General features: G+C 41.7%; 2 protein-coding genes. One reads left to right on the forward strand and one right to left on the reverse strand.

The window, feature by feature from the left end:
- Window positions 1–1,207: 1,207 nt before the first annotated feature.
- Window positions 1,208–2,455 carry an IS256 family transposase gene (locus ACFO3G_RS01060; RefSeq protein ID WP_417389570.1) on the forward strand — a complete coding sequence of 416 codons (1,248 nt, stop codon included), beginning with the start codon at window positions 1,208–1,210 and terminating at the stop codon, window positions 2,453–2,455.
- Between the two features lie 353 nt (window positions 2,456–2,808).
- Here ACFO3G_RS01060 and ACFO3G_RS01065 read toward each other — a convergent pair.
- Window positions 2,809–3,196 (reverse strand): hypothetical protein (locus tag ACFO3G_RS01065; RefSeq protein WP_380077166.1); only part of this gene is annotated, 388 nt, incomplete at its 5' end.

Raw genomic sequence — 3,196 nt, forward strand, 5'->3', positions numbered from 1 at the left:
CTCTTGCACTACCGATAATTTAAAGGACATGCTGTAATCCTTTTGGGTACGCTTAACATACTTGTTTTCTGCCTTTTCCATTCGTTACTCTTTTTAGGTGTAACGCTATTGTAGGACTAGACAAAAGCAAAATAAAAAGGGCCACTCACGAGTCAACTGCTATTATCATTTATATTCTAAAAGTGTTTGTACCCCATAGTGGTTGGTCTTTAAAAACACCTTAGAAACTGTACTCAAACATTTACCGTCCTCTGTTTTGTTCAGTTAGCTTATACATTTTGTATTGTCTGACGGTTGTTCTTTCAGCAAATTAGGTGATGAGAAACTCTCCTTAAAATTGATGCATTTTCTCTCTCAAACCTTCTAATCTTGCACAATGGCAAGAATTGTCTTTAATGTATTTTGTTCAAACGAAAACAAATTCAAAAATATTGCTATCCGACAAAAATTGATAAGGGCATATACAACCTTATAAAAATACCTTTCTACCTGCATAAGCTCCTTAACTCGAAAATACGGCGATTCCCGTACCTTCCGCCGAACGAGTCGAAAATAATCGATTCTCCGAGAGTTATCCACCCTAAAAAATACAGAATCCACCCCTCTCATTTGCAGGGATGTCAAATTTGCAGGTACTGAATATTGATTTTGAGCCTTTTTAGGGGTGAAAATGAAATAATTTACGCGAATGAAAAAGAGAGAGAAAAACAGCCCGGATGAAAGTCCAAACTTTGAGAACGTCGATGAAGAAAGGAATAAAACTTATTATTCGGCAAAAGCAGAATAGACCTACTGACGGAGAATATTCCAAGGTGCAGCCACCTCACTTGACCCGGCATGAATTGTCACCAGAGAACAGGTCCCGGGTCAACTGACCCAAGGTCAAATCTCTGTTGACTCAGACTTCATTCTCAAGTGACTTGAAACCCAATCTCTAGTGACCCGGATAAGGAAAGTGATTTCCATCACTTCACCTTTTGATTGGACAAGTCGAAACGATAGAGAAGAATCAGTTTCCACCCCACTAAGGCATATAACAACACGATATAAATCAGCTGTTTTAGACTAAGGAGTAACTTATCGACGTCACTGAATACCGTATACAAAGTTGTTTTTAGGTAATCCCGGACGAGATACTGTCCCGAAAAAGTGTGTAAGGCTCAAGACTGTTATCTTTGAAAAAAAACAAACTAAAACGATAAACCGTATGAATCTTACACAAGCGCAAATTAAAGAAATTATTTCGAATTGTCTGTCAGATAAAGACGGACTTAACAAATTGGTGATGCTTATAATGGAAATCATCATGGAGGGCGAACGCACCATCTATTTGGATGAGCACCGGGACTACAGGAACGGTTTCCGTTCCCGTAAAATCCTCTACGAGGGGAATATGCTCGAACTCCGGGTTCCGAGAACGCGTGTTCGCGGTTTTATGCCTGTTCTATTGGGGATACTGAAAGATCAGGAAGAAGAGATGGCCCGCCTGTGTTCGCTGATGTATTCGCAGGGCAGCACGATGCAGGACATCTCCAAATGCTTCGAGGTGCTTTACGGAAAAGAGATGAGCACGAGCAGTATCAATCGTCTGAGCATAGGGACACGCTCCCGTGTGGAAGCCTTTATGAATCGCAAACTTCCCTGCCGACTCGAGGCCCTGATCATCGATGCCACCTTTATTCCGGTCAGGCGGGGAGACAGCTGCAGCAAAGAGGCCTTCTTTGTGGCCATGGGTCTGAACGAAGACGGACGACGTGAAATTGTCGGGATCTACAACAATCCCACCGAGGGAAGTCATATTTGGAGAGACTTCTTTTCGGACCTGAAGGCACGAGGTCTGAAAGAATTGAAACTGATTGTTTCGGACGGATTGTGCGGGATAGAAGAGGTGGCTTCTGAATGTTTTAAGGGGGTGTCGGTCCAACTGTGTACCGTTCACAAGAAACGGGAGTTGCAAAGCAAAGTGAGACCGCGGGACAAGGCACTGTTCTCATCGGAACTGAAAGAGGTCTTCAGTACGGAGTCTTCCGTAAGGAGCTCTCGGGAAGGAATAGAGCGAATGAAGGCATTTTGTGCAGGATGGGGCAGGAGTTATCCTTTTCTTTTGAAATTCGGAGAAAGTCCGAGTCTCCCGTTTTACTTTACCTATCTCGACTATGCTCCCGAGATCAGACCGTTTATCGACAGTACCAATTGGGTGGAACGTTTTAACAGACAGATCAAGAAGGCTGTCTCCTACAAGGCTGCCTTACCCTCCGTGGAATCGGCACTTTATCTGATCGGGCTTGTTGCCCTGAATGCAACTTATCTCCACAGGAAGATAGGGGACCTTTCGGCCGGACTGACCAAAAACGGAAGGTCCTCTTCGGGGGCTGCGAGCCCCCGGGCGGACGCCAATCCCCCCGGTGTTTTTCATGTCCGCCTGACAGATGAACAAAACAATGAAATGAAATGATTAATTTTGACTCAAAGATAAACCTCCTTTACACACTTTTTGGGATACTACCTTTTTATGCCTGTTTTTTAGGGATATTGAAGGATCGAGAAGAAGAGATGACCCTCCTGTATTCCCTGATGGATTCAGAAGGCAGCACGATACATGACATGCCCGTCATACAAACAAAGGTGCTGTATTCTGAATTCAGAATACAGCACCTTTACTCTTTTTATTTGGGCAGTCAGCAACACCTATAGAAAGTGTGCAATAACGAAATATAACTATATATAGGACTATGTTGTTTTAATTCTAAAAAATTAATCAAATTACAACATCAACAAATAATTACACAAAGGACTAAAAAGTACCTCTTATTTTGGCAAAAAAATCTTTATAGATCCTAGTCCTGTATTAATTACATATACACCCATTGCACTGTTTTGAGTATCCCAGATATATTTATCTGATGTCACTAAATCTTTCAAGATACAATTACCACCCATATCATAGATTGCAATTGTATTGTTAATAATTTGTTTATTAAATGTTACTACTACCTTACCATCCTCAATTAAAACATTAATCGGCCGAAAATAATGCTTACACAAATCAATGCTTTCAGAATTATTACTCATGATCGTAAACTTAGACCAGTTCTTGTCTTCCCTGAACTCTGACACTTTAGAATCAGGAACCCAAAGCTGAATCTTCGACAAATCGCTCAACCCCTCGAATGCTCCAGCAAAATATGATGGAATT

It is taken from the genome of Falsiporphyromonas endometrii (genome assembly GCF_042654485.1).
GTDB classification, from domain to species: Bacteria; Bacteroidota; Bacteroidia; order Bacteroidales; family Porphyromonadaceae; genus Porphyromonas; species Porphyromonas endometrii.

Bases quoted from the DNA above. Each gene is read 5' to 3' on its own strand.
- ACFO3G_RS01060 (WP_417389570.1), top strand. From the start codon at position 1,208: ATGAATCTTACACAAGCGCAAATTAAAGAAATTATTTCGAATTGTCTG.